The organism is Enterococcus rotai, from assembly GCF_001465345.1.
In the GTDB taxonomy this organism is placed as follows: Bacteria; Bacillota; Bacilli; order Lactobacillales; family Enterococcaceae; genus Enterococcus_L; species Enterococcus_L rotai.
In genome coordinates this window covers 3,139,495-3,165,055 of the sequence record NZ_CP013655.1, presented here as the reverse complement: position 1 = coordinate 3,165,055, position 25,561 = coordinate 3,139,495, and the positions used below count along the sequence as shown (strand labels likewise).

The 25,561-nt window shown below is 36.2% G+C and carries 27 protein-coding genes and 1 other annotated feature; of the genes, 25 read left to right on the top strand and 2 right to left on the bottom strand.

Annotated features, from left to right (window positions below):
• Positions 1-5 precede the first annotated feature (5 nt).
• The 11 genes from era to ATZ35_RS14040 all read left to right on the top strand — a co-directional run bounded on the left by era (position 6) and on the right by ATZ35_RS14040 (position 10,926).
• Positions 6-908 (top strand): GTPase Era, encoded by a 903-nt coding sequence (gene era, locus ATZ35_RS14090; RefSeq protein ID WP_208927793.1) that lies wholly within the window; start codon positions 6-8, stop codon positions 906-908.
• A gap of 94 nt (positions 909-1,002) precedes the next feature.
• Complete coding sequence (recO, locus tag ATZ35_RS14085; RefSeq protein WP_208927792.1) at positions 1,003-1,812, top strand: DNA repair protein RecO; 810 nt, start codon at positions 1,003-1,005, stop codon at positions 1,810-1,812.
• Positions 1,793-2,212 carry an AAA family ATPase gene (locus ATZ35_RS16840; RefSeq protein WP_244148174.1) on the top strand — a complete coding sequence of 140 codons (420 nt, stop codon included), beginning with the start codon at positions 1,793-1,795 and terminating at the stop codon, positions 2,210-2,212. The genes recO and ATZ35_RS16840 overlap by 20 nt, the downstream gene beginning before the upstream one ends.
• 346 nt (positions 2,213-2,558) lie before the next feature.
• Positions 2,559-2,726: a binding site (T-box leader), on the top strand.
• Between the two features lie 80 nt (positions 2,727-2,806).
• Positions 2,807-3,049: a hypothetical protein gene (locus ATZ35_RS14075; RefSeq protein WP_208927791.1), complete on the top strand. Its 243-nt coding sequence runs from the start codon at positions 2,807-2,809 to the stop codon at positions 3,047-3,049.
• Between the two features lie 265 nt (positions 3,050-3,314).
• Positions 3,315-4,223, top strand: coding sequence for a glycine--tRNA ligase subunit alpha (gene glyQ, locus ATZ35_RS14070; protein WP_208927790.1), 909 nt, complete (start codon positions 3,315-3,317; stop codon positions 4,221-4,223).
• 1 nt (position 4,224) lies between these two features.
• Positions 4,225-6,306 carry a glycine--tRNA ligase subunit beta gene (gene glyS, locus ATZ35_RS14065; protein WP_208927789.1) on the top strand — a complete coding sequence of 694 codons (2,082 nt, stop codon included), beginning with the start codon at positions 4,225-4,227 and terminating at the stop codon, positions 6,304-6,306.
• A 182-nt stretch (positions 6,307-6,488) separates the two neighbouring features.
• On the top strand, positions 6,489-6,893 hold the full coding sequence (locus tag ATZ35_RS14060) for a DUF2177 family protein (RefSeq protein ID WP_208927788.1): 405 nt from the start codon (positions 6,489-6,491) through the stop codon (positions 6,891-6,893).
• Positions 6,894-6,900: 7 nt separating this feature from the next.
• Positions 6,901-8,703, top strand: a complete 1,803-nt coding sequence (locus tag ATZ35_RS14055; protein ID WP_208927787.1) for a DegV family protein — start codon at positions 6,901-6,903, stop codon at positions 8,701-8,703.
• 1 nt (position 8,704) lies between these two features.
• Entirely contained in the window at positions 8,705-9,478 is a 774-nt protein-coding gene (locus ATZ35_RS14050) for a DUF1295 domain-containing protein (RefSeq protein WP_208927786.1), read from the top strand.
• Positions 9,479-9,490: 12 nt separating this feature from the next.
• Positions 9,491-10,297, top strand: a complete 807-nt coding sequence (locus ATZ35_RS14045; protein WP_208927785.1) for a TspO-related membrane protein — start codon at positions 9,491-9,493, stop codon at positions 10,295-10,297.
• 62 nt (positions 10,298-10,359) lie between these two features.
• On the top strand, positions 10,360-10,926 hold the full coding sequence (locus ATZ35_RS14040; RefSeq protein ID WP_208927784.1) for a TetR/AcrR family transcriptional regulator: 567 nt from the start codon (positions 10,360-10,362) through the stop codon (positions 10,924-10,926).
• Between the two features lie 46 nt (positions 10,927-10,972).
• Here ATZ35_RS14040 and yidC read toward each other — a convergent pair whose 3' ends face one another.
• Together yidC and ATZ35_RS14030 are read right to left on the bottom strand one after the other, a co-directional pair.
• Positions 10,973-11,902 carry a membrane protein insertase YidC gene (yidC, locus tag ATZ35_RS14035; protein WP_086279312.1) on the bottom strand — a complete coding sequence of 310 codons (930 nt, stop codon included), beginning with the start codon at positions 11,900-11,902 and terminating at the stop codon, positions 10,973-10,975.
• A 120-nt stretch (positions 11,903-12,022) separates the two neighbouring features.
• Positions 12,023-12,298 (bottom strand): acylphosphatase, encoded by a 276-nt coding sequence (locus ATZ35_RS14030; RefSeq protein WP_208927783.1) that lies wholly within the window; start codon positions 12,296-12,298, stop codon positions 12,023-12,025.
• Positions 12,299-12,418: 120 nt separating this feature from the next.
• Here ATZ35_RS14030 and ATZ35_RS14025 point away from each other — a divergent pair, with 120 nt between their 5' ends.
• The 14 genes from ATZ35_RS14025 (at position 12,419) to rseP (ending at position 25,561) form a co-directional block, all read left to right on the top strand.
• Positions 12,419-13,192 (top strand): TrmH family RNA methyltransferase, encoded by a 774-nt coding sequence (locus ATZ35_RS14025; RefSeq protein ID WP_208927782.1) that lies wholly within the window; start codon positions 12,419-12,421, stop codon positions 13,190-13,192.
• A gap of 208 nt (positions 13,193-13,400) precedes the next feature.
• Positions 13,401-13,580, top strand: a complete 180-nt coding sequence (locus ATZ35_RS16835) for a hypothetical protein (RefSeq protein ID WP_244148173.1) — start codon at positions 13,401-13,403, stop codon at positions 13,578-13,580.
• An 11-nt stretch (positions 13,581-13,591) separates the two neighbouring features.
• Complete coding sequence (locus ATZ35_RS16830; RefSeq protein ID WP_244148172.1) at positions 13,592-13,795, top strand: carbonic anhydrase family protein; 204 nt, start codon at positions 13,592-13,594, stop codon at positions 13,793-13,795.
• Positions 13,796-13,990: 195 nt separating this feature from the next.
• The gene (gene rpsB / locus ATZ35_RS14015) at positions 13,991-14,779 is read left to right on the top strand and encodes a 30S ribosomal protein S2 (protein ID WP_208927781.1); all 789 of its coding nucleotides are present in this window, start codon (positions 13,991-13,993) and stop codon (positions 14,777-14,779) included.
• Between the two features lie 231 nt (positions 14,780-15,010).
• On the top strand, positions 15,011-15,892 hold the full coding sequence (gene tsf / locus ATZ35_RS14010) for a translation elongation factor Ts (protein WP_208927780.1): 882 nt from the start codon (positions 15,011-15,013) through the stop codon (positions 15,890-15,892).
• A 135-nt stretch (positions 15,893-16,027) separates the two neighbouring features.
• On the top strand, positions 16,028-16,750 hold the full coding sequence (gene pyrH / locus ATZ35_RS14005) for a UMP kinase (protein ID WP_086279316.1): 723 nt from the start codon (positions 16,028-16,030) through the stop codon (positions 16,748-16,750).
• Positions 16,751-16,753: 3 nt separating this feature from the next.
• Positions 16,754-17,311, top strand: a complete 558-nt coding sequence (gene frr, locus ATZ35_RS14000; RefSeq protein ID WP_208927779.1) for a ribosome recycling factor — start codon at positions 16,754-16,756, stop codon at positions 17,309-17,311.
• A gap of 229 nt (positions 17,312-17,540) precedes the next feature.
• Positions 17,541-19,007 carry an ABC transporter permease gene (locus ATZ35_RS13995; RefSeq protein WP_208927778.1) on the top strand — a complete coding sequence of 489 codons (1,467 nt, stop codon included), beginning with the start codon at positions 17,541-17,543 and terminating at the stop codon, positions 19,005-19,007.
• 13 nt (positions 19,008-19,020) lie between these two features.
• A complete protein-coding gene (locus ATZ35_RS13990) occupies positions 19,021-19,695 on the top strand; it encodes an ABC transporter ATP-binding protein (RefSeq protein ID WP_208927777.1) in 675 nt (224 codons plus the stop codon).
• Positions 19,688-21,256, top strand: coding sequence for a PASTA domain-containing protein (locus ATZ35_RS13985; protein WP_208927776.1), 1,569 nt, complete (start codon positions 19,688-19,690; stop codon positions 21,254-21,256). Before ATZ35_RS13990 ends, ATZ35_RS13985 begins: the two co-directional genes overlap by 8 nt.
• A gap of 220 nt (positions 21,257-21,476) precedes the next feature.
• Positions 21,477-22,280: an undecaprenyl pyrophosphate synthase gene (gene uppS, locus ATZ35_RS13980; protein ID WP_208927775.1), complete on the top strand. Its 804-nt coding sequence runs from the start codon at positions 21,477-21,479 to the stop codon at positions 22,278-22,280.
• Positions 22,277-23,077: a phosphatidate cytidylyltransferase gene (locus ATZ35_RS13975; protein WP_208927774.1), complete on the top strand. Its 801-nt coding sequence runs from the start codon at positions 22,277-22,279 to the stop codon at positions 23,075-23,077. Before uppS ends, ATZ35_RS13975 begins: the two co-directional genes overlap by 4 nt.
• Positions 23,078-23,111: 34 nt before the next feature.
• Positions 23,112-24,296, top strand: coding sequence for a 1-deoxy-D-xylulose-5-phosphate reductoisomerase (locus tag ATZ35_RS13970; protein WP_244148171.1), 1,185 nt, complete (start codon positions 23,112-23,114; stop codon positions 24,294-24,296).
• Positions 24,293-25,561 (top strand): RIP metalloprotease RseP, encoded by a 1,269-nt coding sequence (gene rseP / locus ATZ35_RS13965; RefSeq protein ID WP_208927773.1) that lies wholly within the window; start codon positions 24,293-24,295, stop codon positions 25,559-25,561. The genes ATZ35_RS13970 and rseP overlap by 4 nt, the downstream gene beginning before the upstream one ends.

The following is a 25,561-nucleotide window of genomic DNA, read 5'->3' as shown; positions in this document are numbered from 1 at the left end:
GAACTATGACAGAAGCACATAAATCTGGATTTGTAGCAATCGTAGGTAGACCAAATGTTGGTAAATCTACGTTGTTAAATCGAATCGTCGGACAAAAAATTGCGATTATGAGTGATAAGGCTCAAACAACAAGAAACAAGATTCAAGGGATCTATACCGTTCCCGAAGCACAAATCGTTTTCATCGATACACCTGGTATTCATAAACCAAAACATCGCTTGGGTGATTTTATGGTTGAAACGGCTTATAGTGCGTTGCGCGAAGTTGATGCAACCTTGTTTATGATCAGTGCAGATCAAAAAAGAGGAAAGGGTGATGATTTTATTATCGAACGTCTTAAAACAATGACGAGCCCTGTGTATCTTGTAATCAATAAAATCGATACGGTTCATCCAGATGAGCTTTTGGGTATTATTGAAGATTATGCAAGTCAGATGGATTTTGCAGAAGTTGTGCCAATTTCAGCAACTGAAGGAAATAATGTTGATCGATTGATGAATGTTTTAGTAGATCAAATGCCTGAGGGACCACAATATTTCCCGGATGATCAAGTAACGGATCATCCTGAGTATTTTATCGTTTCTGAACTCGTACGCGAAAAAGTCCTTTTACTTACACGGGATGAAATTCCACATTCTGTTGCAGTGGTTGTGGATTCAATGAAACGTGATGAAAATGATAAAATCCGTATTCAAGCGACGATCATCGTTGAGCGTGATAGCCAAAAAGGAATCATCATTGGTAAAGGCGGTAAGATGCTTAAACAGATCGGAACAAAGGCTAGACAAGATATCGAACATTTATTGGACGATAAAGTATATTTGGAACTTTGGGTAAAAGTTCAAAAAGATTGGCGCGATAAAAAAGTTCATTTACAAGACTTTGGTTATCGTAAAGACGATTATTAATAAATTGCCAAAAGAACAATTCTGTGTGCGAACGGAATTGTTCTTTTACTTCTACATCTGCTAAAATAGACTAAAATACAAGGGAGGCAAAATCATGACTTTAGGCGAAACAAAGGGGATTATTTTATTTACCAAAGACTATAAAGAAAAAGATAAATTAGTTAAAATTTTTACAGAGTCTTTTGGTAAATTAATGTTTTTCGTAAAAGGAGCGCACCGAAAAAATAATCCGATTGGTCCTGCTATTTTGCCTTTTACAGAAGCTGTTTATATTGGTGATTTTAGAGAAGAGGGTCTATCTTTTTTGAATGGCAGTAAAGAAGTTTATCCTCTTCGTGTGATTCAGGAAGACATTTTTGTGAATGCCTATGCAACTTATATCTTGAATTTAGTCGATGCCGCTGTTGAAGATCGGACTTATGACCCTAATCTATACCATTTTGTGCAGCAAGCGCTAAAATTATTAAATGAAAATAAAGATGCAGAGATCATTACCAATATTTTTGAAATTCAATTACTGAGTCGTTTTGGTATCACACCAGAATGGAGACATTGTAGTGTTTGCCAAGAAACCCGAGGAAAGTTTGATTATTCATCAAAGTATAGTGGTGTATTGTGTGAACGACATTGGCACCTTGATGATCATCGTTACCACGCTGATCCAAGAGCAATCCATTTTATTCGTCTTTTTTCTGCAATTTCGTATGATAAAGTTCAGGATATCAATGTGAAAGCAGAGACGAAAACGGCAATTAGACAAACAGTGGATGAGCTTTATGATGAATATGTTGGGATTAATTTAAAGAGTAAGAAATTTATTGATCAGATGAAAAGTTGGGAAGACACGTTGAAAATACCTAAACGAGAAAGAGAAGAGGAAGAAGATGGTAAAACTTTATCTTGAAGGAATCAAATACGATAAAGCTCTTTCTTCAACTGAATTTCCGTTTAATTTACCTATTGCAGCGCATATTGAGCAACTTATATTTGAAACACCTGTTACATTTTTAATTGGTAAAAATGGTTCTGGAAAATCAACAATAATTGAAACGATTGCTAGATTAATGAGCTTGAATCTAAAAGCTGGGTCCAAAAATAATGTATTTACTTCCTACAAAGAACAACCCTCATTCATTGAAGCAACTCGGCCAATCAAATATCCAGATTATCCCAAAGATAGTTACTTTTATCGAGCTGAATCCTTTTATAATTTAATGACCGAGATTGAAACAATCGATCAAGGTGGAGTTTTTTTTAAAAGGCCTTACATACTTATTCTAGAGGAGAATCGTTTTATGAATTAGTGACGACTCGATTTTCGGGACGAGGTTTTTATTTATTAGATGAACCCGAAACTGGATTATCTCTTAGTACACAATTGCAATTGATGGTCTTGATGCAAGACTTAGTGTAGAGGGATTCTCAATTTATAATCGCGTCCCACTCTCCGATTTTATTGTTTTTTCCAAATGCAAAAATCTATGAGTTTATAAATGGGGGCATCATCAAACGTAAACTAGAAGAGGCTAAAATCTATCAAGATTGGGCGATGATTTTTGAAAGAAAAGAGCATTTTTTTCAAAAATTATTTGAATCTTGAAAAATAATTTGACATCTTCTTCATCTAAGATTATCATAAAGAGTAATTAAATAAATACGTTGAAAAAGAAGAGTAGAAAGAACTGCTGTGATAGCGAGTCTGGGAAAGTGTAAGCCAGATACAAGCAACTTTTGAAGGGCGCTTTTGAGTATACTTAAACGAAGCTGCCGATAGTTCTTATCGGAAGTAGGGTGGAACCGCGATTATTCGTCCCTATGTCTCTATGAGGCATGGGGACTTTTTGTTTGCTCTGTAACATTATGTTTTGCATCCTAAATCAAGGAAAAGGGGGAAATTCATGCAGTTTAATACAACTTTTTTACCTGCTGATTTTTCACAGAACAAGTTAAAGGTTTTGTCGCTTGTTAAATTGTTAGTCCAGATCAAAGATAATGATGGTACCATTATCGAAGCGTTCGAAACTGTTTCTAGCGAAAAGATTTATACGATCAATTCAACGCTGACAGACAACATGAGAGTTGAGGTTTCTGTTGTTCAAGGTGAAATCGTTGAGTTTTATCCAGTAGTTACAGCGTTGTAAAAAAATAATGGGTTTTATTAAGTTATTCGTTTAGATTTTTGAAAAAAGTAAATTCTAAATGAGGCAAAAAGCATTTCAATGTCAATTTTCTAATTTTCTACAGGATTGACCGATTTGCTACGCTTTTAAATCATCTAGCTGTGCGGGCTAGCACCTCGGAAAAAAGATAAAAATGGAGTGAGACAAAAAACGTCTCAATCAATTTTTCCTATTTTTCAGTCGGTGCTGAACGAGCCCGCTACGCTTTTAAAATAGGAGGATCACAATGGAAAAGAAACTTACTGTACAAGAAATGATTTTAACGTTACAAAAATTTTGGTCATCAAATGGTTGTATGTTGATGCAAGCGTATGATACGGAAAAAGGAGCAGGGACGATGAGTCCGTATACTTTTTTACGGGCAATTGGACCAGAACCTTGGAATGCAGCTTATGTAGAGCCTTCAAGAAGACCAGTAGATGGTCGTTATGGTGAAAATCCAAATCGATTATATCAACATCATCAATTTCAAGTAGTGATGAAACCCTCTCCAGATAATATTCAAGAATTATATTTAGAAAGTTTAGAATTATTGGGAATCGATCCTTTAGCCCATGATATTCGTTTTGTTGAAGATAACTGGGAAAATCCTTCTATGGGATGTGCTGGTTTAGGCTGGGAAGTTTGGCTGGATGGTATGGAAATCACTCAGTTTACGTATTTCCAACAAGTCGGTGGCTTAGCCTGTCACCCAGTTACCTCAGAAATTACTTATGGGATCGAACGTCTTGCGTCGTACATTCAAGAAGTAGAAAGTGTGTATGATTTAGAATGGACACAAGGTGTTAAGTACGGAGAAATCTTTAATCAGCCTGAATATGAGCATTCAAAATATTCATTTGAAGTTAGTAATCAAGAAATGTTACTAGAAAATTTCGATAAATTCGAAAAAGAAGCGAAACGTTGTATTGATGAAAGCTTGGTACATCCAGCTTATGATTATATTTTAAAATGCAGCCATACCTTTAATTTGCTTGATGCACGTGGTGCGGTTTCTGTGACGGAACGTGCCGGCTATTTAGCGCGAATCAGAAATATGGCTAAAGCTGTTGCAAAAATCTTTGTTGCAGAGCGGGAGAAATTAGGTTTCCCACTTTTAAATAAAGAGGATCAAACTACTAAGGAGGCAAAATAACATGGCAAAAGACCTATTACTTGAAATTGGCTTGGAAGAAATGCCAGCACATATTGTCAGCCCAAGTCGCATACAATTAGAAAATAAAATCGTCAAATTTCTAGATGAAAATAAATTAACCTATGAAACGGTTCAAAGTTTTTCAACACCACGTCGTTTGGCGGTACGTGTAACGCAATTGCCAGAGCAGCAAGAAGATACGCAAGAAGAAGTCAAAGGACCTGCTAAAAAAATTGCTCAAGATAGTGAAGGCAATTGGAGCAAAGCAGCTGAAGGATTTGTTCGTGGTCAAGGGTTGACGACAGAGGCAATCACGTTTAAAGAGTTGAACGGTGTAGAGTATGTCTATGTGACCAAACAGAATCACGGTCAAAAAACACTTGATGTGCTAGCAGGTTTAAAAGAGGTTATTACTAGTCTGACCTTCCCTGTTACAATGCACTGGGCAGATCATGAATTTGAATATATCCGCCCAATTCATTGGATCGTGGCGTTACTAGATGATGAAGTGATTCCATTCTCTGTATTAGATGTGACAACGGGGAAAAAATCTCGCGGCCATCGCTTCTTAGGGGATGATGTGACATTTGATCATTCAAAAGAGTATGAAGAAAAGATGAAAGAACAATTTGTGATCGTTGATCCTAATGAAAGAAAAACGATGATCACGGATCAAGCCAATCAATTAGCTGAGAAATATCATTGGACGCTAGATTTAGACGAGAATTTATTGGAAGAAGTGAATAATTTAGTTGAATACCCAACCGCATTTGTGGGGGCTTTTGATGAAAAATATCTCTCTGTGCCAGAAGAAGTCTTAGTTACTTCAATGAAAGAACATCAGCGTTACTTTGATGTTCGTAATGAGCAAGGGTTATTACTTCCGCATTTTATTTCCGTAAGAAATGGCGACAGCGTCCATATTGAAAATGTGATCAAAGGCAATGAAAAAGTCTTGATAGCTCGTTTAGAAGATGCAGAATTTTTCTATAGTGAGGATAAAAAACTATCAATTGAAGAATGCATTGAAAAATTAAAAAGTGTTACGTTCCATGAAAAAATCGGAACAATTTATGAAAAAATGCAACGAGTAGGCGTTATTGGACAAATCATTGGAAAAGAAGTTGGGTTGTCAAATGATGAACTAACCGATTTAAAACGTGCTTCTGAAATTTATAAATTTGATTTAGTAACGAATATGGTGGGAGAATTCCCAGAGCTACAAGGAATCATGGGTGAAAAATATGCCTTGCTGCAAGGGGAAAAACCAACTGTAGCTCAAGCAATCCGTGAGCATTATTTACCAACATCAAGTGACGGTGACTTGCCAGAATCAACAATTGGAGCTGTATTAGCTTTAGCCGATAAACTAGATAGTGTCTTCGCATTCTTTGCGGTTGGCATGATTCCTAGCGGCTCTAATGATCCATATGCATTACGTCGACAAACATACGGTGTCATTCGAATCATCGAAGAAAAGGGCTGGCAGTTCCCGCTCGTTCAGTTACAAATGGATATCGATGCCGCCGTCAATGCGGACAGTGAAAAATATGGTGTTCAATTGACTAGTGGACAAGAAGAAGTGATTGATTTTGTAAAAGCTCGTCTGCGTCAACTGCTGATGACAAAAGATGTACGTCATGATGTCATTGATGCGGTGATTTCTTCCGAACAAAAAGATTTAGCCAAACTATTTTCATCTGCAACAATTTTGAAAAAGCATTTGTTGGATAAAGATTTTAGACCTTCTATTGAAGCGTTGACACGAGTGATTAATTTAGCTAAAAAAGGGCACGATTTATTAAACCAAGAAAGTGAAGTAGATGCAGCCTTATTTGAAAATGATGCGGAGAAAGCTCTACATCAAGCTGTTGATAAAATTGAAGAGCAGTTTGCTGAAAATACAATGTCCGAAAATTATCAAGCTTTAGTAGCACTACGCCCATTGATCGAACAATATTTCGAAGAAACAATGGTCATGGTAGAGGATGAACAAGTGAAAGTAAATCGTTTGAAGGAACTTAACCGAATTGCTAAAATGTCGTTATCGTTGGCTAGTTTGGATTTATTGATTGTAAAATAAATGAACATAGAGGTGGATAAAATACTTTCATTAGTATTCTGTCCATCTTTTTTGTTTGCCTTTTTTTAGGTAGAGAGTTAATAAGAAAATACATCAAGCAAAATTTTTTCATAAATATTTTCAACGTGGTAATATAACCTTATCAATTGATAAGGTTTAAAATTTTTTTAGGAGGAAAAAATATGAATCATTTCTTGAAAATATTTATTACTGCAGCGCTGGCATTTTTAGTGCTTGATTTTACTTGGTTACTTTTCATTGCTAGAAAAACCTATCAAGAACATTTAGGTAGTTTACTAGGCACAACTAAAATAATGCCGGCAGCTCTATTTTATGTTGTTTATCTATTTGGTGTACTCTTTTTCGTTGTTTATCCTGCTCTTGAAAAAGGTAGTTTGATGTATGCCCTTTTAGCTGGCGCTTTTCTAGGGTTCCTATGTTACGCCACTTATGATTTAACGAATTTAGCTACCATTAAAGATTGGCCTATTTTCGTCGCGACGATTGATCTAATATGGGGCGCGTTTGTTACTGCAGCGACTAGTGGCATCACTGTTTTTGTTGCACAACAGTTTAACTGGAGGTAAATGAAGTATGGAAAGTCAGCTAATTGACTATAAAGAGTTGATAAATGCATTTCAGCAAGGTGCCGTTCGTGTGCTAAATGAAAAACGAGAATTGAATCAAATCAATGTTTTTCCGGTTTCAGATGGAGATACAGGAAGCAATTTAGCTTCCTTGATGCAAGCCATTCTTGAAGAAACTAAAAAAGAGTCAACATCTGTTATTGAGGTAGTTGAAAAAGTTGCTGAAGCCTCTTTAATAGGAGCCAGAGGAAACTCTGGGATTATTTTTGCTCAATATTTTAATGGAATCTATAATCACTTATTGATTCAAGAAGAAAAAAATTCTGTTACTAGTTTTGTAAAAAGTGTGAAATCAGCAATTACAGAAGCTTATCAAGCAATAAGTGAACCGGTTGAAGGGACGATTATTACGGTTATTCGATCATGGGCAGAAGCCCTTAGTGAAAATGACCCAATACAAGGATTAGATCAATTGTTACCCAAAGCCCTTACAGAAGCAGAACACGCTTTGGAAAATACAACGAAACAATTGAAAGTATTGCAAAGAAATCAAGTGGTAGATGCTGGAGCAAAAGGCTTTTATCTATTTATGGTTGGATTTACTCAAGCATTTGTGAATAAAGAAACTACAGTTCCGACGAACAATTATTTTGATGAGTCGCTTGATTTAGAAGTGTCAGAAACACAACATGTAAATACTGCTGAACCGAAATTTAGATATTGTACCGAAGTTTTATTAGATCAAGTCACAAAGTCGAAGGATGAAATTCAGATGGATTTAGCTCCGTATGGGGATTCTTTGATCGTGGCTGTAAATCGCAACAAGGCAAGAATTCATATTCATTCTAATCAACCAGATGAAGTATTACATTATTTAAGTAAGATTGGTCAGCCTATGCAACAAAAGGCAGATGACATGTTGCTACAATATCAAATCAATCAACAAAAAAAAGCGTCGATTGCATTAGTAACAGATTCAATTGCTGATATTCCTGCTGAGTATTTGTTAGCGAATCAAATTCACGTCCTGCCAATGAATATTTTGATTGGTGATACTAGTTATCTTGATAAACTAACGATTCAAAGTAAACAATTCTTTGAATTGACTAACGCGCTACATGACCGAGCAACTAGCTCACAACCAACTTTAAAGACTGTAGAGAATCTTTTTTCTTTTTTAGAAACGAGATATGAAGCAGTTATTGTTATTACAGTTGCAAAAAAATTAAGTGGCACATTTCATACAGTAAAGGAAGCGGCAAAGAAAAAAACATCCTCTGTGAAAATCGAAGTAATTGATTCCAAACTAAATTCTGCAGCGCAAGGCTTATTAGTGATGAATGCAAATGAATTGATCCAATCTGGAGTAGGTTTTGAAGACGTGGTGAAACACATCAAGAACAAGCGGAATAAGCTCAAAATAGTGGTTAGTGTAGATGATTTAGATCCGATGATCGAATCTGGCAGAATTCCACAATTTGCTGGTAAAATAGCAAAAAAAATTAATTTGAAACCGATTGTCAGTTTAAATGAAGCTGGAGAAGGGAAGCTGAGTGATTTTGCGTTTAGTTTGAAAGGGAATGAACGAAAGATTATTCAGCAATTAGAAAAACATCATAAGAAAAATAAAGTACGGCGCTATGTTGTCATCCATGCAGATGAAGAGGAACGAGCATTACAGTTGAAAAATAAATTAAGCGAAGCGTTAGGCTTTCAACCAAGTTACATGATGGATATTTCAACTGTGGTCGCGATGAGTGCGGGTCAAGGCAGTATAGCAGTAGCATTTGAAGAAGAAAGTGGGGATTAGTATGACTATTTTGATTATTAGTGGTGTTATTTTTACTTATTTTACGTTGCTATTTTTTTTAGCGCAGTATCTTCATAATAATTCAATTGTAGACTTAGCTTGGGGGATTGGTTTTGTTCTTGTTGCAATTACAGGATATTTCATTATGCCCCAAAAAACAACCGCTAGTACAATCGTACTGGTATTAGTGACGGTATGGGGGGTACGCTTGTTTCTTCACTTAGCTAAACGGAACATCGGAAAACCGGAAGACTACCGTTATGTAAATATGAGAAAGCGCTGGGGGCACCATTTTGCAAAGTTGAAAGCTTATCTAAATGTTTTTGTTCTCCAAGGAGTCTTGCTGTTAGTCGTTTCAATGCCGATATTATTTGTCATGACAAGTTCAACAGATGAGTTTTACTGGTGGAATGGATTAGGTATTGTCATTTGGGGTGTAGGGTTTGCGTTTGAAACGATTGGTGATGCTCAGTTGACAAATTTCAAAAAGAACGGCAGTAATCATGGGAAGCTTTTAACAACGGGTCTATGGTCTGTCACAAGACATCCCAATTATTTTGGGGAAGCACTTAGTTGGTGGGGGATTTTTCTGATCACTTTAAACGAGCTGCGAAATAGTTGGGGAATTATCGGTCCCTTGACGATCACTTTATTGCTTTTATTTGTATCAGGTGTTCCTTTGTTAGAAAAAAAATACAAAGATCGTCCGGATTTTATCGCCTATGCAAATAAAACACCAAAGTTTGTTCCATTTTTTGGAAAAAAAGGTCTATAAGGAGGAATTAGCATGACTAAAAGTAACTCGTTAGGTACAAAATTGTTGATAACGATCATTTATTTCGTAATGATTGCAGTGAATGCTGCAGCTGTTTTATTGCCGTTAAATGGAATGACGACAGAAGAAGTTTCAGATACTTATCCCAATTTATTTGCTCCAGCCGGTTTAACCTTTTCGATTTGGTCGGTAATCTATCTAGGTTTAGCAGGATTTGTTGTGTATCAATGGTTTAAGCCAGCCAATCAATCTGTTTTAAACGACCTGCAAGTTCGCAGAAAACTTAGCCTACTATTTATTATTTCTTCCATTTTAAATAGCGTTTGGCTATTGGCATGGCAATATTTACAAATTGATTTATCAGTGGTGATCATGTTGGCTTTGTTAATCGTTTTGATTTATACAAATCATATGCTGACTAACGCTTCATTAACAAAGAAGGATTATTTTTTTATCCGGTTGCCTTTCAGTATTTACTTTGGCTGGATCACGATTGCAACAATTGCCAACATCACAGCTTTTTTAGTGGATAAAAATATCGCTGTTTTGCAAAATAATCAAGTCTTGTGGACGATGATTATCTTGATCGTGGGTTTAGTCATTATTGCCGCAACAATCATTCGGAATCAAGATATAGCTTATGGTCTAGCAACATTGTGGGCGTATTATGGAATTTTGCTCAAACACCAGGCTCTCGATGGGTGGGCTGAAGCATATCCAGAGATTATTACTACGGTGGTAATTTGTTTAGTAATTTTGGCAATCCTCTGTCTGTATGAAACGGCATTACTTTTTAAACAAAAAAAGAGTGTTATCTAGTATAGGTTTCTTGGTCTACTTCTGTTAAAATAGGAGTGAAATCAACTATAGGTGGCTAAACAATGGATAGAGACACGAAAAACACAAGAGAGAAAATCATTCAAGTCGCAACAAGATTATTTATGGACAACGGCTATCAGAGCACCTCGACGAGACAAATCGCACAGTTAGCTGAAGTGACCCAACCTAATTTATATCATCATTTTAAGAATAAAGAGGCCGTTTATGTGGGTGTCATTGAAAGCCTGTTAGGCGATGTAAACGAAGAACTAGTGTTGATTGTGGAAGATCAACATCTTGATACGATCAATAAATTACAAAGATTTGCAGTCTGTCTGAAAACAAAGCATCCATTTGATTTTGATTTAATGATGCATGATTTTCGGACCAAATTAACGAAAGAGACACAACTCAAATTATTTACATTATGGAATCAATCCTACAAGAAACCTTTGTTGGATCTCTTTGAAAAGAGTGATTTTACTATTCGTAAAGGCTTGTCACCAGAAGTTACAACGACACACTTCCTTAACACCTTATCTCCTTATATCAAAACAGAGCACAGAAGCTCCGCATTAAGTATTGCACAGGTAGTTGATTTGTTTGTGTTTGGTGTTTCAGCAAATTAAAAAAACAAGAACCAACGCAGTCAATCCGTTGGTTCTTGTTTTTTTGTTACTTTCTATTTTGTTTTCCAGCATTTCTGCCTTTTTTAGAAGTATTGTTTTGAGGTGTTGCTTTTTGTACTGTTTTCTCTTGTGTTGGTGTTACATCTTTACGTGGTGTAATCACTTGTTTCGGTGGATTTTGTTTCAATTCTTCTGCTACTTGCGCTTTGATTCTTGGTTTTAAAAATTGATTTGTGATTAATGTTTGGATACTACTGAAAATCCCGCCGACTACCCAGTATAATGTTACACCAGCTGGAGAGCTGATTGACATAAATACAATCATTAAAGGCGACACGATCAACATTGATTTCATGGTTTTCTTTTGTTCTTCAGGAATACCAATAGTAGAAAGATATCCTTGAAGTAAATAGGCAACACCGGCTAAAATAACGAAAATCATGCTTGGTTGGCCAAGATTAACGCCGAAAAATGAGGCGTCCCCGATACCTTTTGTATAACGAGCAGCAAAGAATAGGGCAGAGAAGATTGGCATTTGGATTAATAATGGTAGACAACCGATTCCACCCATCATGCTCATGTTGTTCTCTTTGTAGACTTGTTGCATCTCAGCTTGAGCTTGCATTTGCTCTTCACGAGTAGTGGCTTCTTTTACTTTTGCTTGAGCCGCATCGATTTGAGGTTTGATTGCTTGCATCTTTTCTGTTTGGATCATACTTTTTTTCGATTGATTCAAGCCTAAAGGCATAATAATCAGGCGAACGATGATTGTGATAAAAATGATTGCCCAGCCATAATTCCAATTGAAATTATCAACCAGGTATGTAATGGCACTACTCATTGGTTTTACTAAAAAATTGTAGATGATTCCTTCACCTGTTGGTTGACCATCCGATCCCGTTTTTACACATCCAGATAAAAATAGGACTAAAGTAAATAGGCCAGAACTCAGTAGCCACTTATTTAATTTTCTCATTCTATTCTTTCCTTTTCTAAAAAATTTGCACAAGGTTAACTATACTTGAAAAAGCGTTTTTTTTCAATAAAAATTAGAAGAATCGGCCTCAAGACTGAGCGAGATTCTTCTTAATCTAAATCAATTTGTTACTTTGAAGCTAGTATATTCTTCCATCAGCGGGTCTTCTTGAATATCCACATACGTAACACGACCTGCAGGACTAGGAGAGTCTTTGATTTTTTGGATAAATTGTACCATAGCATCGTCTTCACCAAAAGATTCGATAGAAACAGAACCGTCATCTTCATTTCGTACAGTGCCGTGGATACCTAATTCATCTGCAACCATTTTAGTCATATAGCGAAAGCCAACACCTTGAACCCTTCCTTGCACATTCATACGGACCTTTCTCATTGATTCTACACCTCGCTTTTAATTAAATTAATGATAGCGATTTTTTGAACATATGGCAAGTAAAGTAGTGATTGTTTGATTGGAAAAAAACATGGTATAATACTTGAGTGAGGTGTGGAAATGAAAGAAATTTTATCAACAAAGAATACGATGGTCAAAGAGTTAAAAAAACTACATAAAAAAAAATACCGTGAAGAGAAACGGCAATACATGATCGAAGGATTTCACTTGATTGAAGAAGCTGTTAAAGCAGGGGCTGAAATTGATTGGATCTTGTTTAATCAACGTGGGAAGACTGAGTGGACTGATTGGCTGGAACAACAGCCCGATGAGTTGTTGATTTATGTTTCTGAAGAAGTTCTTGTGTCATTATCAGAATTACCGACACCGCAAGGACTAATCGCAATTGTCAAAATGCCAGATGATGAAAAAAAAATCGAGTTTACAGGTGGTTGGTTGCTTTTAGATAATGTACAAGATCCAGGGAATGTAGGGACGATGATCCGAACAGCAGATGCAGCAGGACTTTCTGGTGTGATACTGGGTGAAGGCAGCTCGGATATATTTAGCACCAAGGTATTGCGAGCAATGCAAGGAAGTAATTATCACTTACCAGTTATTCGAAAACCACTAGCAGGCATTATTGCAGGATTCAAAGAATCGAAAGTTCCAGTTTATGGCACGGAACTAAATCGTGAAGCAGTTTCCTATCAGAAAATAACAAATAGCAAAGACTATGCCTTGATAATGGGAAATGAAGGACAAGGCGTCGCAAGCGAATTTTTAGCAATGACGGATCAAAATATCTATATTCCTATTAAAGGGGCTGCTGAATCCTTAAATGTAGCAATTGCGGCAGGTATATTAATGTACCATTTAGAAAATAATAATTAAACGAGATGGAGAAAGCTGAAACAAATCATGAGTCAAAAAGATTTGTTTCAGTTTATTTGCATCTGTTTAAAAATTAAATAGTACACAAGTGTTATTCGAGTTATAATAAAAATACTTAAAAGGTGATTAAATGGACATTATGACCATAATGGCGTGTTGTGCGTTTCGTAAGTTCAGTAAAGTAGAGCCGAAAGAAGGATACTAGCATATGAAAAAGAAGTTACTTATCACAGTAATGTTTTCATCATTACTCTTCGTAACAGCGTGTACACAACAAACACAAACTAAAACAAGTGAAAGTTCTTCACGTGTTGAAGAGGGAGTTGACAACAAAGGATTTCAAGAAGTTCTTGATGATGTCTCGGATGGAAAAAAACAGAGATTCTAGACATCCAATCAATGTTTCCAGAAAATAAAAGCTATTACCATTATTTAGGTTCACTCACTACACCGCCACTAACTGAAAACGTTGAGTGGTATATTTTAAAGAATCCAGTACAGGTATCAAAAAATCAAATAAAAAAATTCCAAGAGTTTTATGATCATAATAATAGAAATATTCAATCACTAAATGATCGGGTCATTCTTGAACATGATGAATAAGCAAATAAAAGATAACAAAAAAAGTATTTATTTTTGTTGAAATCTTTTAAATAATATTGTATACTAGACAACAGTGTGAAAACACTAAATCCACATCCTTGTTCGATTTATAAAGCGGTGCTACTTTTGGTAGTTCTTTATAAAGATGAGAACGGGAGAGGGAACAAATAAAAACCAAATTGGAGGAAACAACAAATGGCAGTAATTTCTATGAAACAATTACTAGAAGCCGGCGTACACTTTGGACACCAAACTCGTCGCTGGAACCCAAAAATGAAGAAATACATCTTCACAGAAAGAAACGGAATCTACATCATTGACTTACAAAAAACAGTTAAATTAGTAGATGCTGCTTACGATTACATGAAAAATGTTGCTGAAGACGGCGGCGTTGCATTATTCGTAGGAACTAAAAAACAAGCACAAGAAGCGATCAAAGACGAAGCGATTCGTTCAGGTCAATACTTTGTTAACCACCGTTGGTTAGGTGGAACATTGACTAACTGGGATACAATCCAAAAACGTATCAAACGTTTGAAAGATATCAATAAAATGGAAGAAGACGGAACGTTTGATGTTCTTCCTAAAAAAGAAGTTGTTGGTTTAAACAAACAACGTGAACGTCTTGAAAAATTCTTAGGTGGTATTCAAGATATGCCTAGAATTCCAGATGTAATGTACATTGTTGACCCTCGTAAAGAACGTATTGCTGTTCAAGAAGCGCAAAAATTGAACATCCCAATCGTAGCGATGGTTGATACAAACTGTGATCCAGATGAAATCGATGTAGTAATCCCATCAAATGATGATGCGATTCGTGCGGTTAAATTGATCACTGCTAAAATGGCTGACGCTTTCATCGAAGGAAACCAAGGTGAAGATCAAGCTGTAGAAGAAATCTTTGTTGAAGCAGCTCCAGAAGCAGCAACTTCAATCGAAGAAATCGTTGATGTTGTTGAAGGCACAAACGATTCAGCAGAATAATTTAAAATAACGGAGCTGTCTCGAAGGCTAGGCGAAAAAGCCTGATTCTCCTTTGAGATAGCTTTTTTAAAACGAATTTTACAATTCATATTATCTAGCTTCATGAGCTAGCCTTTCGGAAAAAAGATAAAAATGGAGTGAGATAAAGAGCATCTCAATCAATTTTTCCTATTTTCCTGTCAAGGCTGAACGAGCTCATTTAGCTTTTAAAATTAGGAGGAATATAGGAAAATGGCAGATATTTCAGCAAAATTAGTTAAAGAATTACGCGACATGACTGGTGTCGGTATGATGGATGCAAAAAGAGCATTAGTAGCAGTAGAAGGTAACATGGAAGCGGCAGTTGATCATTTACGTGAAAATGGTATGGCCAAAGCTGCTAAGAAAAATGATCGTGTTGCAGCTGAAGGTTTAGCAAATGTTGCTTCTAATGGTAACTTTGCAGCAATCGTTGAAGTGAACTCTGAAACTGACTTTGTTTCTAAAAACGAAATGTTCCAAGATTTAGTTAAAAAAATCGCAACTGAAATTGCAACAAACAAACCAGCTACCTTAGAAGAAGCTTTAGCAATTAAAACAGACAAAGGCACTCTTGAAACTGAATTAATCGAAGCAACAACTGTTATCGGTGAAAAAATCAGTTTCCGTCGTTTTGAATTAGTAGAAAAAGCTGACAATGCTGCATTTGGTGCTTATTTACACATGGGTGGCCGTATTGCCGTATTAACAGTATTAGAAGGAACAACGGATGAAGAAGTTGCTAAAGATGTTGCGATGCATGTTGCAGCAATCAACCCTCGTTATGTTAACGAAACTCAAATTCCTCAAGAAGAATTAGAACATGAAAAATCAATTCTTTCTGAACAAGCATTAAACGAAGGCAAACCAGCGAATATCGTTGAAAAAATGGTGGTAGGTCGCTTGAACAAATTTAAAGCTGAGATTTCATTAGTGGATCAACCATTTGTTAAAGATCCTGATATGACAGTTGAAAAATATGTTGCGTCTAAAGGTGCGACAGTTAAATCATTTATCCGCTTTGAAGTTGGAGAAGGAATTCAAAAACGTGAAGATAACTTTGCAGACGAAGTAATGAGCCAAATCAAAAAATAAATCTGTTGCGTATGTAACAGTTGGGAACGCATGGAGATGCGCTCCCTTTTTTTAGGCAAATCCAAAGAAATAGACTGGCAGAATGCCTAGAGTATGTTAAAATGTTCTTAGACAAATGGTGGAGGGAAAACAAAAATGGTAAAACCTAAATATCAACGTGTTGTATTAAAGTTAAGTGGCGAAGCTTTGGCCGGAGAAGAAGGGTTTGGAATAAAACCTCCAACAATCAAAGAGATTGTAGAAGAAATTAAAGAAGTTCATGAACTAGGTATCGAAATGGCAATTGTTGTTGGTGGTGGAAATATCTGGCGTGGGCAAATTGGTGCTCAAATGGGTATGGAACGCGCTCAAGCAGATTATATGGGAATGTTGGCTACTGTAATGAATGCTTTAGCCTTACAAGATACTTTAGAAAATATAGGTGTGCCAACTCGTGTTCAAACATCAATCGAAATGCGTCAAATCGCGGAGCCGTATATCCGTCGTCGTGCGGAACGTCATTTAGAAAAAGGACGTATCGTGATTTTCGCTGGGGGAACAGGGAACCCGTACTTCTCTACCGACACTACTGCAGCGTTACGTGCAGCAGAAATTAATGCCGATGTCATTTTAATGGCTAAAAACAATGTTGATGGTGTATACTCTGCCGATCCTAAATTAGATTCAAGTGCAGTCAAATTTGAAGAATTGACACATTTAGATGTCATCTCAAAAGGATTGCAGGTAATGGACTCAACAGCTAGTTCGCTAAGCATGGATAATGATATTCCATTAGTCGTTTTCAATTTAAATGAAACAGGTAACATTCGCCGCGCATGTCTTGGCGAAAATATCGGAACAACCGTAAGGGGGAAATAAAAAATGAGTGGAACTGTATTAGCAACAGCAAAAGAAAAAATGAGTAAAGCAGAACAAAGTTTACAACGTGAACTTGGTCAAATCCGTGCAGGACGTGCCAATGCAAGTCTGTTAGACAGAATTCAAGTGGATTACTATGGCGCACTTACACCAGTGAACCAACTTGCTGGAATTAATATTCCGGAAGCACGTGTTTTAATGATCACGCCATTTGATAAAAACTCACTGGAAGATATCGAAAAAGCTATCCAAGCAAGTGATATCGGCATTAGCCCAACCAATGACGGTACAGTGATTCGTTTAGTGATTCCACAGTTAACAGAAGAACGTCGTAAAGAATTAGCAAAAGACGTGAAAAAAGCTGCAGAAAACGCTAAAATTGCTGTTCGAAACATTCGTCGTGATGCAATCGATGAATTAAAAAAACAACAAAAAGGTAACGATATTACTGAAGATGAATTACGTAGCTTGGAAAAAGAAGCACAAAAGCTAACAGATGATAGCGTTAAAAATATTGACACTATTACTGCTGAAAAAGAAAAAGAACTTCTAGAAGTTTAAGAATATTAATAGAAAAACAACAAGAATCCCACTTTTCCCGGTGGTGAATCTTGTTGTTTTTTGTTTTATTTAATATAATTGTTATTTTACTGGTATAAAATACAAAAATATAAAATTATAATCTATTGAATGAGTAAGAATAAGCAACTATATTGAAAAACATCTTGTTAAAGGCGAAGTGTTATGGAATAATGAGGGTACCTATATTTTTTTAAAAGGAGATGAGAAAGTGAATTTTATTAATCGTGCATTGTGCAGTGTTACAAGAAAAAAGGGGAAATCACTCATTTTATTTGCAGTGATATTTGTATTGGGAAATGTTATTGCAGGATCGATCGCAATTCAGCAGTCGACACAGAATGTTGAAAAAAGCGTCAAAAAACAGTTAGGTGGTATGGCAACTATTCAACTTGATTACGAAAACAATCAAGAAGAGTTTGCAAAAGAAGACCTTAAAATTGATCAACTTAAAGTTGATTTGATGAAAAAAATCGGAGACTCTCCTTATGTGAAATACTATGATTATAATGCTCTATCAATGTCACAAACGAAAGAGTTGAAAAGTGCAACATTAGATGCAGAACAATCAGGAGCAATGATGGAAGGATTTACCTTAAAAGGTTCAAACTATCATAAAATTTTAGATGTTGAAGAAAAAAATATAAAATTAGTAGACGGTAAAGTGTTTACTCAAGAAGAGATTGATAACGGTAAAAACGTAGGGCTGATTTCTTCGAAAGTTGCAGAAGAAAATGGACTTTCAGTTGGAGACCAAATGGTGATGGATACTCGAGGTTATGACTATAACGAGAGTGGCGAAGAAAAGGAATTATTTAAAATAGATGTTCCTATACAAATTATAGGGATTTTTGAGCCAACAACGGTAGAAATGAAAGATAAAGAGAAGAAAAAGAATGATGAACAAGATATGAATCAGCAATTTATGTCATTACAACAAATCAATACAATCTACTTACCAAATAAAACTGTACTAGAAATCAATAAAGATTATACAGAAAAATTAAAAAAAGTTGCACCAGATAGTGTATTTATTCCAGAAGAAGATCAAGAAGAATATTATACACCTATCTATGTCCTAAAAAGCCCAGATGATGTTGAAGCCTTCAAACAAGAGACGCAACCTCTGTTACCTAAGTTGTATACAGTGAAAGCATCAACGGATCAATACGAACAAATTGGCGGCAGTATGAAAAAAATGTCTCAAATTTCAGGTTATGTCGTGATGATTGCCGTTATCGCAACATTATTGATTATTTCCCTTGTGGTTTTATTGTTTATGCGTGATCGTAAACATGAATTAGGCATTTATCTATCATTAGGTGATAAACGAAGTCATGTCATGGGACAAATTATCATTGAAATGCTGATAATAAGTGGAATCGCATTGATTTTGTCACTGATCACAGGTAATTTCTTAGGAAAAATAGTTTCAGAGTCCTTACTAAATAGTGATTTATTAAGCAATTCTAACGATCAAATGAATATGTATATGGGATTAGATGGATTAGGGTCAACCATGTTAACATCGGATGATATCATGAATGCTTATGAAGTGAAATTCTCATTAGGCTATATCATTACCTATTTAGTTGTAGGATTAGGAACAGTATTGTTAGCGGCTATTTTACCGTTGCTCTATATTGTTCGCTTGAATCCAAAGAAAATCATGATGTAGGGGGTTAGAAAAAATGGCGATTTTAGAAACAAAAAATCTCAGCTATTTTTATCAAGATGGCGATCAGCGCCGTTTTATTTTAAAAGATACTAGTGTCTCATTTGAACAAGGAAAATTTTACACGATCTTAGGACAATCTGGCTCAGGAAAAACAACCTTTCTTTCTTTGATCAGTGCCTTAGATACCCCAAAAGAAGGACAAGTTTTACTAAAGGGGCAAGATATTAAGACAATTGGCTATGAAAAATACCGTCGTGATGATATTAGCATTATCTTCCAAAGCTATAATTTAGTCCCTTACTTGACTGCATTAGAAAATGTTTTAGTTGCAATGTCAATTACTGATAATGAATTGCCAGCGAATCAAAAAGAAGTGGCCTATAACCTCTTGGATTATATTGGTATTACGAGCGAAAAGGCAGACCGACTTGTAAACCAACTCTCTGGCGGTGAACAACAACGTGTTGCAATTGCCAGAGCTTTAGCAACAAATGTCGATATCATTTTGGCGGATGAACCAACCGGGAATTTAGATGAAGGTATGGAACAAGAAATTGTCGATATCTTTCAGAACCTTGCTAAAGTCCATAATAAATGTGTTATTGTTGTGACCCATTCCAATGATATTGCTGACCAGTCTGATGAGACTTATTACCTGAAAAAAGGTGTGTTAAAAAAATATGAGTGATTTTCTATCAAATTTTAGCGGGGAAAACTATGAAAAGACCCGTCAGGAAAAAAATAAGCAAAAAGAGCAGTCAGACAAACCGGAACGGAAAAAAATAGCAAGACCAGAAAAAAAAGCAAGCAAGCAAGAGCCATTAGCGGATGAAGCAGTCCAACCTGAAGTTTCCTTTGGACCACAAAACAGTCCTGAAAATGTAGAGAATTCTACTGGGGAACAGCATAAGAACCTAACAAACGAGCCAGAAGATTTAATCTATACCAAAAAACGCATCAAAAAGAAAAAATACGAACCGAAAAAAGCAACCACTACAAGTGAATCAGTGGCAACAACACCTGTAAATCAGTCCAAGAATCCTGAAGAAGTGATTGAAACAGACCCAACATACAAAAAGAAAAAAATCCGAAAATTTATTTTTCTTGGTTTAGGTGGTTTAGCTGCAGCCCTATTATTATACTTTGGATATTACCAATTGACGCATGTCAAAGTACCTGATTTTGAAGGGAAAGAATTATCAGAAGTACGCGTCTGGACTACGGAAAATGGTGTGAAACTTCAAGTTGAACAGAAATATGATTTTGCTAAAGAAGCAAATGTCGTTATCCATCAAAATGTGAAAAATAAAAAAATAAAAAAAGGCAAAGAATTAGTTGTTGATGCAAGTTTAGGCGCAGATCCTGAAGAGATTATTTCGCTTCCTGATTTTAAAGAAATGAAACTAGACGATGCAAAAAGCTGGATCAAGGAACAAAAAGCTGAAAACTTGGCAATCATCGAAGAGTACAGTGACAAAGTCGCAGCAGGTGATTATCTGAAATTTGAGATAACCAATAAAGATGTAAAAGCTGAAAATTACAAACGTAAAGACAAAGCAAAAGTTTATTTCTCAAAAGGAAAAGAAGTCTTTGAAAAAAATATTTCAGTGCCAGATTTTGCTGGAAAAGCGAAAGAAGAAGCAACAGAATGGGCGAAAAAAAATGAGATTACACTGAAAGTCGATGAAGCCGATTCCGAAACAGTTGAGAGTGGCAAAGTCATTTCGCAAAGTGTTGGAAAAGATACCAAAGTTGCGAAAAAAGAATCGATGTCGGTCACTGTCTCAACAGGTAAAGCTTTAGTAGTGCCTGATTTTTCACAGTTTACTGCCGAGGAAGCAGAATCAAAGGCAAATGGCTTACAAGTGCAAGTGAAGCAGTTGTTCAATGATCAAGTTCCTTATGGCCAATTTATTAGTCAATCAGTAGAAATCGGGAAAAAATACACTGAAAAAGAAGAAAAACCTGTGATCCAAGTAGTCTATTCTTTTGGGAAACCATATCTTAAAGATTTACGAGATAGTACTTTAGAAGGTGATCTTCAAAAGATTTTTTATGATGAATATCAATCTAAAGGTGCGAATATCACGTATCAGGTTTATTACGTGGATTCTACCGTAACAAAAGGAACAGTAGTTAAAATGAGTCAATACAATGAGTTCATTCCAATCAATTCTGTGGTTCAAATTGGGATCAGTAAAGGCAATTTGAAACCTGAAGAAAATAAACCTTCTGATAAACCAGAGTAACCATTGATTTAGTTTTAGAGTATGAGATAAAACTGATTTTAGTTTTGTTTCATACTTTCTTTTTTGAGAATGACCTGTTAAAAAACGCTTTTTCACTATAGATTACAGTAAATTAGCAAGAAAAAGATTAAATAATATCGAAATTCTTTCATTTGCATAGGCATTTTTGAAAGATATTGCTATAATAGTCTAGACAGATTTTTGGAATGGAGGGAAAAATATGTTACGTTTTTTTCCACAAAAGAATAAATACATACAAGAAGAAAGTACTTTTACATTTAATAGTGAAGGACCTATACCCAAACACGTGGCAGTTATTATGGACGGAAATGGAAGATGGGCGCAAAACCGTCGTTTACCTCGGATAGCCGGGCATAAGGAAGGGATGAACACTGTTAAAAAAATCACGAAGCATGCTAGTAAGTTAGGGGTCAAGGTTTTAACCCTATATGCATTTTCTACAGAGAACTGGAAACGGCCCTCTGAGGAAGTAAGCTTTTTAATGCAGCTACCAGTTGATTTTTTTGATACATTCGTGCCTGAACTGATCAAAGAAAATGTAAAAGTTCATGTGATGGGCTACAAAGAATTCTTACCAGAACATACTCAAGATGCGGTAGAGCGAGCAATTGACCAAACGAAAAGCAATACTGGGATGGTTTTGAATTTCGCTTTAAATTATGGCTCAAGAGCTGAAATCGTTACAGCAGTTAAAGAAATTGCCCAAAAAACAGCGGATAATGACCTTTCAGCTGAAGAAATCACGGAAACTACGATAGCAGATCATTTGATGACTGGTTTTCTGGCTGAGGATTTAAGAGATCCTGAATTGTTGATTCGGACTAGTGGAGAAGAAAGAATCAGTAATTTTTTACTTTGGCAAATTGCCTATAGTGAGTTATTTTTCACAGATGCTTTATGGCCTGACTTTAATGATACATTATTAGAAACGGCACTAGCATCGTTTCAAAATCGGAATCGCCGTTTTGGTGGTTTAAAGGAAACTGAGGAGGAAGAAAAATGAGACAACGCGTTATTACAGCGGCCGTAGCATTAGTTGTTTTTATACCGATTATTTGGTACGGCGGTTTCGTGATCGAACTCGCAGCAGCATTATTAGCTGTTGTTGGAGTGTATGAGCTATTTAGAATGAAAGGATTGGAAATCGCCAGTTTTGAAGGCGTTCTTTCTGCTCTAGGTGCAATATTTTTAGTGCTACCTAAAGATCGCTGGTTCTTCTTTTTACCTGAAAAAGCAGATAATTTCATTTTATTCTACCTAACTGTCATGATTTTGCTAGGTGGCTTAGTTGCATCAAAAAATATGTATACAATCTCCCAAGCAGGATTTCCGGTGATCACCAGCCTATATGTGGGTGTTGGTTTTCAAAACTTTGTCAGTGCTAGACATACTGGTTTTGTGGTCTTATTATATGCATTATTTGTTGTTTGGTCGACGGATATCGGTGCATATTTTATTGGTAAACGATTTGGCAAAAGAAAATTGTGGCCAGAAGTTTCGCCCAATAAAACAATTGAAGGTTCACTAGGGGGAATTCTTTGTGCTGTTGTAATAGCATTCTTATTCTTGATATTGACACCTAATAAAGAGTTATTCACTTATAATTTACCAATCATGTTACTTATCACGGTAGTTTTTTCGATTGTTGGTCAGTTTGGCGATCTAGTCGAGTCATCAATCAAGCGACACTATGATGTGAAGGATTCTGGAACTATTTTACCAGGGCATGGTGGGATCTTAGATCGATTTGATAGCCTACTTTTTGTTTTTCCAATCATGCATTTATTCGGACTATTTTAATTTCTAAACAAGAAGGGAAGGTGGAAAACTCTGAATGTTCAGGGTTTTTCTTTTTAATATGAAAAATATAGCATTATTAGGAGCAACGGGCTCTATTGGCACAAACACCGTAGATGTTGTTATGGCATACCCTGAACTCTTCAAAATCGTTTCGCTGACGTTTCATTCTAATAGTGAAAAAGGGGCAGAATTAATTGAACGCTTGAAACCACGATATGTCGGTGTGGGCTCAGAAAAAATTAAAGCAGAGTTAACGGACCGCTTTCCCGATATCGAGTTTGGTGTAGGAGCAGAAGGTCTTGTAGGAGCTGCCATATATGAGGCAGTGGATGTTGTCTTAACAGCTATAACAGGAAGTGTAGGGTTACTCCCTACGATGGCAGCTATCGAAGTGGGGAAAGATATTGCATTAGCCAATAAAGAGACCTTGGTTATGGCAGGGAAATGGGTCATGGAAGCAGCAGAAAAAAATAATGTCAACATCTTACCTGTCGATAGTGAACATTCAGCGATCTTTCAATGTTTGGAAGGGCAGAAAGTTGATAACTTGAAGGAGTTAGTGATTACGGCTTCAGGAGGCAGCTTTAGAGACCTAACACGTGATGAGTTGAAAACTGTGACTTTAGAACAAGCCTTAAACCATCCAAATTGGTCGATGGGGAAAAAAATTACCATAGATTCTTCTACAATGATGAATAAAGGGTTAGAAGTTATCGAGGCTCATTGGTTATTTGGTACAGATTATGATAAAATAAAAGTTGTTTTACATAAAGAAAGTATTGTTCATTCAATGATTGCGTTAAAAGATGGAGCTTACTTGGCTCAAATGGGGCCAAGTGATATGCGGGAACCAATTCAGTATGCATTGACTTACCCGGATCGATTGCCAATCAAAAATGAGTTGGCATTTGATTTAACTCAGATTGGTCAATTGAATTTTGAACCGATGGATTTCAATCGTTTTCCGATGCTGGATCTAGCTTTTACAGTTGGGAAAAAAGGTGGTGCTTATCCAACTGTCTATAATGCGGCGAATGAAATTGCGGCAACTTCATTTATAGACGGAAAGATTTCGTATTTACAAATCGAACAATTCGTGCAACGAGCAGTCGATCATTATCAAGAAACGACCGAAGTCACTTTATCAGAAGTGATTGAAATCGATAAACAAACAAGAACTATTGTAGAAAGATGGATAAAGGAAGAAGGTCGGTTATGAAAACAATTATTACATTTATTATTGTCTTTGGAATTCTTGTCTTAGTGCATGAATTTGGACATTTTTTCTTCGCAAAGCGTTCAGGTATTTTAGTACGAGAATTTGCGATTGGTATGGGTCCAAAGATTTTTGCCCATCAAGGAAAAGACGGAACGACTTACACGATTCGGATATTGCCGATCGGGGGTTATGTCCGCATGGCAGGAATGGGAGAAGATGAAACAGAGTTAGCTCCCGGAATGCCACTTTCTGTTGAGTTAAACGAGCAGGAAGAAGTTGTAAAAATCAATACAAGTAAGAAAGTACAGTTAACTAATAGTATTCCGATGGAAATGTTAGCAGCTGATTTGGAAAAAGAGTTGTTCATCAAAGGATATGTCAATGGTGATGAGTCGGAAGAAATCACCTATAAAGTGAATCATGATGCGACTATCATTGAGCAAGATGGAACCGAAGTTAGAATTGCACCAATCGATGTCCAATTCCAATCAGCAAAATTATGGCAACGAATGTTGACCAATTTTGCTGGACCGATGAATAATTTTATTCTAGCTCTCGTGTTATTTACAGTTTATGTCTTTATGCAAGGTGGCGTGACGTACACAAATACCAATTTAATCGGTGGTATCCAACCAGACAGTCCGGCTGAAAAAGCAAGCTTGAAAGCAGATGATCGTATTGTATCGATTGATGGAAAATCTGTCGATGATTGGAATGATTTCACAAAGATCATTCAAGATAGCCCAGATAAAGAATTAAATCTGATGGTCGAATCTGCTGGCAAAACAAGAGAAGTGGATATAACGCCTAAAAGTCAAAAATCTGGTAAGCAAGAAATTGGTGTGATAGGGATCTTGCCACCAAAGAAAACAGGTTTAGCAGATAAGTTGCTTGGCGGTGTTCAAACAACATTAAGTAGTTCTATGCAAATTTTCAAAGCGCTAAAATCATTATTTACTGGATTTAGTTTAGATAAATTGGGTGGTCCGGTAATGATGTTCCAAATGTCTGCAGAAGCTTCAAAAGCAGGCATCAACACGGTGATCTGGCTAATGGCAATGTTATCAGTCAATCTAGGCATCATCAATTTACTGCCAATACCAGCACTTGATGGCGGTAAGATCGTATTAAATATTTTTGAAGGGCTTAGAGGCAAACCTTTAAGTCAAGAAAAAGAAGGTTTACTAACATTGATTGGTTTTGGTTTCATCATGCTATTGATGGTGTTAGTGACTTGGAATGATATTCAACGTTTTTTCTTTTAA

What these genes read in the sequence shown, in the direction of transcription:
- era (WP_208927793.1), top strand. Translation starts at nt 6, where the DNA reads ATGACAGAAGCACATAAATCTGGATTTGTAGCAATCGTAGGTAGACCA.
- recO (WP_208927792.1), top strand. Translation starts at nt 1,003, where the DNA reads ATGACTTTAGGCGAAACAAAGGGGATTATTTTATTTACCAAAGACTAT.
- ATZ35_RS16840 (WP_244148174.1), top strand. Translation starts at nt 1,793, where the DNA reads ATGGTAAAACTTTATCTTGAAGGAATCAAATACGATAAAGCTCTTTCT.
- ATZ35_RS14075 (WP_208927791.1), top strand. Translation starts at nt 2,807, where the DNA reads ATGCAGTTTAATACAACTTTTTTACCTGCTGATTTTTCACAGAACAAG.
- glyQ (WP_208927790.1), top strand. Translation starts at nt 3,315, where the DNA reads ATGGAAAAGAAACTTACTGTACAAGAAATGATTTTAACGTTACAAAAA.
- glyS (WP_208927789.1), top strand. Translation starts at nt 4,225, where the DNA reads ATGGCAAAAGACCTATTACTTGAAATTGGCTTGGAAGAAATGCCAGCA.
- ATZ35_RS14060 (WP_208927788.1), top strand. Translation starts at nt 6,489, where the DNA reads ATGAATCATTTCTTGAAAATATTTATTACTGCAGCGCTGGCATTTTTA.
- ATZ35_RS14055 (WP_208927787.1), top strand. Translation starts at nt 6,901, where the DNA reads ATGGAAAGTCAGCTAATTGACTATAAAGAGTTGATAAATGCATTTCAG.
- ATZ35_RS14050 (WP_208927786.1), top strand. Translation starts at nt 8,705, where the DNA reads ATGACTATTTTGATTATTAGTGGTGTTATTTTTACTTATTTTACGTTG.
- ATZ35_RS14045 (WP_208927785.1), top strand. Translation starts at nt 9,491, where the DNA reads ATGACTAAAAGTAACTCGTTAGGTACAAAATTGTTGATAACGATCATT.
- ATZ35_RS14040 (WP_208927784.1), top strand. Translation starts at nt 10,360, where the DNA reads ATGGATAGAGACACGAAAAACACAAGAGAGAAAATCATTCAAGTCGCA.
- yidC (WP_086279312.1), bottom strand. Translation starts at nt 11,902, where the DNA reads ATGAGAAAATTAAATAAGTGGCTACTGAGTTCTGGCCTATTTACTTTA.
- ATZ35_RS14030 (WP_208927783.1), bottom strand. Translation starts at nt 12,298, where the DNA reads ATGAGAAAGGTCCGTATGAATGTGCAAGGAAGGGTTCAAGGTGTTGGC.
- ATZ35_RS14025 (WP_208927782.1), top strand. Translation starts at nt 12,419, where the DNA reads ATGAAAGAAATTTTATCAACAAAGAATACGATGGTCAAAGAGTTAAAA.
- ATZ35_RS16835 (WP_244148173.1), top strand. Translation starts at nt 13,401, where the DNA reads ATGAAAAAGAAGTTACTTATCACAGTAATGTTTTCATCATTACTCTTC.
- ATZ35_RS16830 (WP_244148172.1), top strand. Translation starts at nt 13,592, where the DNA reads ATGTTTCCAGAAAATAAAAGCTATTACCATTATTTAGGTTCACTCACT.
- rpsB (WP_208927781.1), top strand. Translation starts at nt 13,991, where the DNA reads ATGGCAGTAATTTCTATGAAACAATTACTAGAAGCCGGCGTACACTTT.
- tsf (WP_208927780.1), top strand. Translation starts at nt 15,011, where the DNA reads ATGGCAGATATTTCAGCAAAATTAGTTAAAGAATTACGCGACATGACT.
- pyrH (WP_086279316.1), top strand. Translation starts at nt 16,028, where the DNA reads ATGGTAAAACCTAAATATCAACGTGTTGTATTAAAGTTAAGTGGCGAA.
- frr (WP_208927779.1), top strand. Translation starts at nt 16,754, where the DNA reads ATGAGTGGAACTGTATTAGCAACAGCAAAAGAAAAAATGAGTAAAGCA.
- ATZ35_RS13990 (WP_208927777.1), top strand. Translation starts at nt 19,021, where the DNA reads ATGGCGATTTTAGAAACAAAAAATCTCAGCTATTTTTATCAAGATGGC.
- ATZ35_RS13985 (WP_208927776.1), top strand. Translation starts at nt 19,688, where the DNA reads ATGAGTGATTTTCTATCAAATTTTAGCGGGGAAAACTATGAAAAGACC.
- uppS (WP_208927775.1), top strand. Translation starts at nt 21,477, where the DNA reads ATGTTACGTTTTTTTCCACAAAAGAATAAATACATACAAGAAGAAAGT.
- ATZ35_RS13975 (WP_208927774.1), top strand. Translation starts at nt 22,277, where the DNA reads ATGAGACAACGCGTTATTACAGCGGCCGTAGCATTAGTTGTTTTTATA.
- ATZ35_RS13970 (WP_244148171.1), top strand. Translation starts at nt 23,112, where the DNA reads ATGTTCAGGGTTTTTCTTTTTAATATGAAAAATATAGCATTATTAGGA.
- rseP (WP_208927773.1), top strand. Translation starts at nt 24,293, where the DNA reads ATGAAAACAATTATTACATTTATTATTGTCTTTGGAATTCTTGTCTTA.